Below are 5,602 nucleotides of genomic sequence, written 5' to 3' on the forward strand. Positions count from 1 at the left end.
ATCATAAGATTGGAATAGGTAAGACTTTGAAATAATCTCCGTCTTTTCCCCTCCGCCACACCGTGCGTGCGACTTTAACCGCACACGGCGTTCTATCTTCTACAGAGTCGTGTTAATAGCTTCCAAGTTACTCATTTTGCGATATTGGTTTATCGTTATAGCCATTTTCTCGGTTATACCAAGGTTGGCGACGAGTCTTTCAATCAATTCCTTAGATTTTGCATGTATGAGTACGTGAACATCTTTAAAGAGGATACGAAGATTGTTAAATTTATCGTCCCCACCAAGATGAATTGGCAGATAGTGATGACAGTGGACGTATGATGAGAAAAGGAACATACCTGTAATCTCACAGCATCCCTTTTTCATACTATATCGACTGATTCTATTATCCAGGTACTCCACACTTCGGTTGGGTATGTTGGATTCCATGAGTTTTATAATTTCTTTCCTAATGCCCTCTTGCAACTTTTTGTATATCATTCCTCTTCCCAGCTCTGTAAAAGGGGTCATCCCACGACCAAAACACATATTGTTTGAGGTCTTCACATCACACAGAGGAAACAGATATGTATCATTTATCCGAAACGTTCTAAAATTTATGCTGTAAAATTTTCGGTAAGTTGGGGGTGCTTTAGTAGGATTCTCATATTTCCCAACCAGTTTAAGTCGATTGTAGGTGAATGCTCTAAGATCGTAGGCAAGACGTGAAAACTCTGGGTTTACCTGTGTAGCCTTACAGAAGTAATTGTGTATCCCTAATACGAAGCTGTTGTAAGAATTAGCGTTTTGATTTGTTTGCGATTTTTGCATTATTTTTATATGCTTCTTCGCTTCCAATTTAATTTCACGCTTCTTCTTATCGCTAATCCCTGTTTGTACCACTATCTTTTTACCCTTTTTCACTGTAAATATTGTAAATCCCAAGAACTCTGAAGTTCGTTTTCTAAGGTTTACTATCTGTGATTTTTCAGGTGATATATCAAGATGAAGACGATCCTTGAGGTAAAGTCTTACAGCATGATACCACTTTTGGGCTGTTTTCCAATCACGGCAAAGGATTTTGAAGTCGTCCGCATAGCGGACAATGTATCCTTCTTTGAGATTGGTTTTTTTTAAAGCGTTATGTCTACTTCCGTTATGAGCGTATTTGAAATTGGAATTGAAAGATTCCCATTGTTCAGAAACCCAGTGGTCGAGATCATTTAGTACGATATTAGAGAGTAGCGGCGACAGAATGCCTCCTTGCGGAGTCCCTTTAAATGGGATTCCTTCGCCTGAGATTTCAGCTTTTAGCATTTTACTTATAATGCGTAGAACTTTTCGATCTTTTATACCCATGTTCCATAATTGCTTGATTAGTAGGGTATGGTTAACATTATCGAAGAAACCTAAAACGTCTATATCCACTACATAATGCAGACCAACGAGGTTAACCAAATGCTGAACTCTAGCTATTGCATGGTGTGTTGACCGTAATGGTCTAAAACCATAACTGTGTTTAAAGAAATGAGCTTCGGCTATGGGTTCAAGAACCTGTTTAAAGCATTGTTGGACAATGCGATCAATCATACAAGGGATACCAAGTGGACGTTGCTTTCCATTTGGTTTAGGGATAAGAACTCGCCTTATTTGTTTGGGTTGATAATTAGCCAGTTTTCGTTGAATTAGGGTTACAATTTCTTCGTCGGTCAGAGTTTTGAAGCTGTTGATTGTCTTACCATCTGTTCCTGCTGTATGTGAGCCATTATTAGATTTGATCATTCTGAAAGCCAAAAGGATATTTGCCCTAGAAGAAATTGTATCGTATAAACGAGTAAAATTTTCTCTGTTAGTGGCTCTTGAATGTAAGTCCGTAAAGGTCTCAACCATATTGTAATAATCCCAATATCGAATAGCTTGCACTGTGGACTCCCCCTTTTACTGGAGCAGCGTTCCCACATTCTTACCTGATCGGTGCAATTCACTTTTGGAAAATTAACTGATTTATATAGAAGACTCAGGGCTTTTCCTCGACTCTCATTACAAGAGTTTCATCGGTCGTGCCCTTACTCTCACAAGGATTAATGCATTTCGGCATATGCCTTATAGCAACCGTCTGGGCTGGCAGACCTTAAATGCGACGTTCCTTGCTTTCCTTGTTCCCTGTATCCTAGCTATGCATAGAAATTTTAGGTGTTACCTCTGAGCCTGTGAGTTGGACACCGCCATTGTTCGGTGTAATGAATTTCCTAGAAGAAATTTGTACTTTTCATCGCCCACATCAGCACTTGCTGATACATATGTTTCCATATGTTGTAACTTTAGACCCGTACATTCGGTAATTCGTCAGTCCATTATTGGACAATTCTCACCATGATTTCTTTTTCAGCCATCCGTCATATCCGTTGGCATACCTTCTCTTGTGAGTGGCTGTAGCCTTCGTTCTGCCGACTTTACCTAGCTTCTTACAGAGGAAACTGTCATTCCCACCGCAAGTAGGAATTTAATGGGATGGTTTCAGTAGACATGGTTACATCATTCCCATCCTTGGATACAGAGTTGGACTCGGGTTGAGTCCCTGCCTTTCCTACTAAGTAGCAGTTATAGCAGAACAAGTCGCACTTCCTCGTTACTCATCCTTGTGGAGGATACGCAAGTTGTTAAACTTGTCGGTTCCACCTGCGTGTGGCGGGATATAATGGTGGCAGTAAACATCGAATGCGAAGAGATACATGCCTGTAATTTCGCATTTCCCCAACTTCATGCTATACCGGCTAATCCGATTATCCATGTATTCAACACTTTGATTCGGGATGCTAGATTTCGATAGRAGGTAAATTTCCTGACGTAAATCTGGTCGAAGTTTTTTGTATATTAGTTCTCTGCCTGCTGTGGTAAAGAGTGAAAGACCTGTACTAAAGCCCATCGTATTCTTGGTTTTCACATTGGCAAGAGGATATAAATAAACATCTGCTATTTTAAAAGTCCTGTAACCCAAGCTGTAAAATTTACTATACGTTGGCGGTGGGTTTGCAGGATGCTCGTATTTCCCGATTTGTCTGAGACGATTGTACATGAAAGCTCGCAGATCGTAGGCAAGACGTGAGAACGCAACACTAACATGTGTTGCCCGATTGAAATAGTTGTGAATTCCTAAAACAAAGCTGTTAAACCGTGCAGCGTTTAGAGCCGTGGGTGAAGTCCTCATTCTGAGAATGTGTTTCTTAACTTCACTTCTGATCTTCTGCTTTTTGTCCGATTTTATAYCAGTATGAGCTACTCGCTTTTGACCCTTTTTGTTCGCTCGGATAGTAAACCCTAGGAACTCCGACTCTCGTTTTCGCAAATTAATGATTTGCGATTTCTCAGGTGACACGTCCAGTTTCAAACGGTCTTTGAGATACAAAACAACCGCATGATACCATCTTTGGGCTGATCGCCAATCTCTGCAAATGATTTTAAAGTCGTCGGCGTACCGAACCAGGTAGCCTTCTTTCAGACTTGACCKTATTTTCGCGCGCCTTTCTCCATCCCTAGACTTGAACGSTTGTGTCAGGGGAAAGAATTCCCATTGACCTGCCACCCAATGATCGAGGTCATTCAATACAATATTCGAGAGCAGTGTTGACAACAAGCCCCCTTGAGGTACCCCTTTTGAAGGTATTCCTTCCCCTTCGATTTCAGCTTTTAGCATTTTTGAAATGCATGCTAGAACTCTTCTATCTTGAATTCCCATATTCCAAAGCTGCTTTACGAGCAAGGTATGGTTGACGTTGTCGAAGAATCCCAAAATGTCGATGTCTACTACATAATGCATCGAAGCCTGATTGATGAGAAACTGTATTCTTGCCATGGCATGGTGTGCCGATCGAAGGGGTCTGAAACCATAGCTATGGTTGTAGAATTGGGCTTCAGCTATGGGCTCAAGGACTTGCTTGAAGCACTGTTGAATGATACGGTCGAGGATACACGGGATGCCCAGCGGTCTCATCTTACCGTTATCTTTTTCGATGAGTTTCCTTCTGACATTCTTGGGGCGATAGTTTKGCAGTTTATTTTGGATTTCACTTACTAATTCGTWTTCGGGTCGTTGTTCGATGTCTTTGATGGTTAGTCCATCTGTTCCTGGTGTCTTTGATCCTTTGTTGGACTTCATTGTACGATAAGCTAGCAAGATATTTTCTCTAGATGTGACGATCTCATATAGATGCGAGAAGGTTTCTTTGTTTGCTGATCTTTCGTGCAGATCCGTAAAAGATTCCGTCATGCCGTAATACTCCCAATTTCGTAAAGCTTGCACTGTGGCATCCCTCCTAAACGAAGCGATGTCCCCACATTCCTACCTGATCGGTGCAATTCACGTATGGAAAATGATCGTTCTTTTCAATTAGACTTGGGGCTGTTCCTCCATCTCCATTACAGAGGTTTCTTCGGTCGTGCCCCTACCCTCACAAGGATTAATTCATTTCGGCATATGCCTTATTGCAACCGTTTCGGGTAACAGCCCTTCTTTCAACGTCCCTTGCTTTCCAAGTCCCTTACAACCTAGCTTTTTTTTTTTTTTCTGAACTTAGGTGCTTCCTCTAAGCCTGTGAGATTGATGCCACCCTTGTTAGGCATAGCRTATTTCATAGGGTAAAGTCTTACTTTACGCCACTCACCCCATCGTTTGATGGTACATGCGTTTCCGCATGCTCTAACTTTAGACTTGTACATTCGGAAGTTCGTCAGTTCGCTTCTGTGCGAGCATTCTCACCATATTCAGTTTTTCAGCCRCGCGACATATCCGTTGGCATACCTTTTCTTTTGAATGGCTCTAGCCTTCGTTCTGCCGAATCTACCTGTACTTCACACCTCATCTTCTGTTAAAMATGACGCGCGCAGGAGTATTGGCGGGATGGTTTCGGGATACGTGGTTCCGTCATTCCCATCCTTGGTTGTAAAGTTAAGATTACTCGTGTAATCTCCTGTTTTTCGCACTGTTTGGTGCTTATAGCAGAACTTGTCGTACTTACCCGTTAGCGTAGCTTGTTGTTCAACAGATTCTGTAATATTGGAAGCGCCTGTTCATAATCATTTTGATAAAGAGAAAATGTCTCACTTACTTCAATATTAAACCCAGTTTTCAAATACAGTGCAATCGCCTTGTAGCTCCAAGTATGTAAATAAACATCAGCATCACCTTCAAGATTTTTTAGAACTCGTATACATTCAGCCACTAAAGCTTTCCCAATTCCAAGCCCCTGATATTCCCTCTTTACTGCAAACCAATGAATCGATGAGTCTCGTCTCTCTCTAGTATGGTTCCAGCAACCAGTTATTGTCCCGATTGGCTTCCCTTCTTGATTTAGCACAAATAATAGCCGTTGTTTTAGTTCTTCAGTGTGTGGTAAGTATTCATTTTTAAAGCCTGAATGTAAAAATAGATTCTCCCGTCGCCAATTACTCTGCCCATTCCCACTACTTCACCTTGGTATTGGACAATTACACCAAACAGCGATTGGTTTAAAGATTCTTCTGCAACTTCGAAATTCATATAATCTTCCCAACCAACCGCACAACAAAGCTTTATATATTCTGATATCGTTGGAACTCTTTTTAGAATTAAAAGATTATTTTC

At 41.2% G+C, this 5,602-nt stretch carries 3 protein-coding genes and 1 pseudogene; all 4 read right to left on the reverse strand.

Annotation, left to right across the window (positions count from 1 at the left end):
* Positions 1-99: 99 nt before the first annotated feature.
* Positions 100-1,905: a group II intron reverse transcriptase/maturase gene (ltrA, locus tag AB4114_RS35620; RefSeq protein ID WP_441992655.1), complete on the reverse strand. Its 1,806-nt coding sequence runs from the start codon at positions 1,903-1,905 to the stop codon at positions 100-102.
* 706 nt (positions 1,906-2,611) lie between these two features.
* The gene (gene ltrA / locus AB4114_RS35625) at positions 2,612-4,282 is read right to left on the reverse strand and encodes a group II intron reverse transcriptase/maturase (RefSeq protein ID WP_441992656.1); all 1,671 of its coding nucleotides are present in this window, start codon (positions 4,280-4,282) and stop codon (positions 2,612-2,614) included.
* A gap of 718 nt (positions 4,283-5,000) precedes the next feature.
* Positions 5,001-5,336, reverse strand: coding sequence for a GNAT family N-acetyltransferase (locus tag AB4114_RS35630; RefSeq protein ID WP_441992657.1), 336 nt, complete (start codon positions 5,334-5,336; stop codon positions 5,001-5,003).
* Between the two features lie 17 nt (positions 5,337-5,353).
* Positions 5,354-5,602, reverse strand: a pseudogene (locus tag AB4114_RS35635) (GNAT family N-acetyltransferase); the annotation flags it as partial.

Origin of the sequence: Paenibacillus sp. 2RAB27 (genome assembly GCF_052115445.1) — a bacterium.
Taxonomy (GTDB): domain Bacteria; phylum Bacillota; class Bacilli; order Paenibacillales; family NBRC-103111; genus Paenibacillus_E.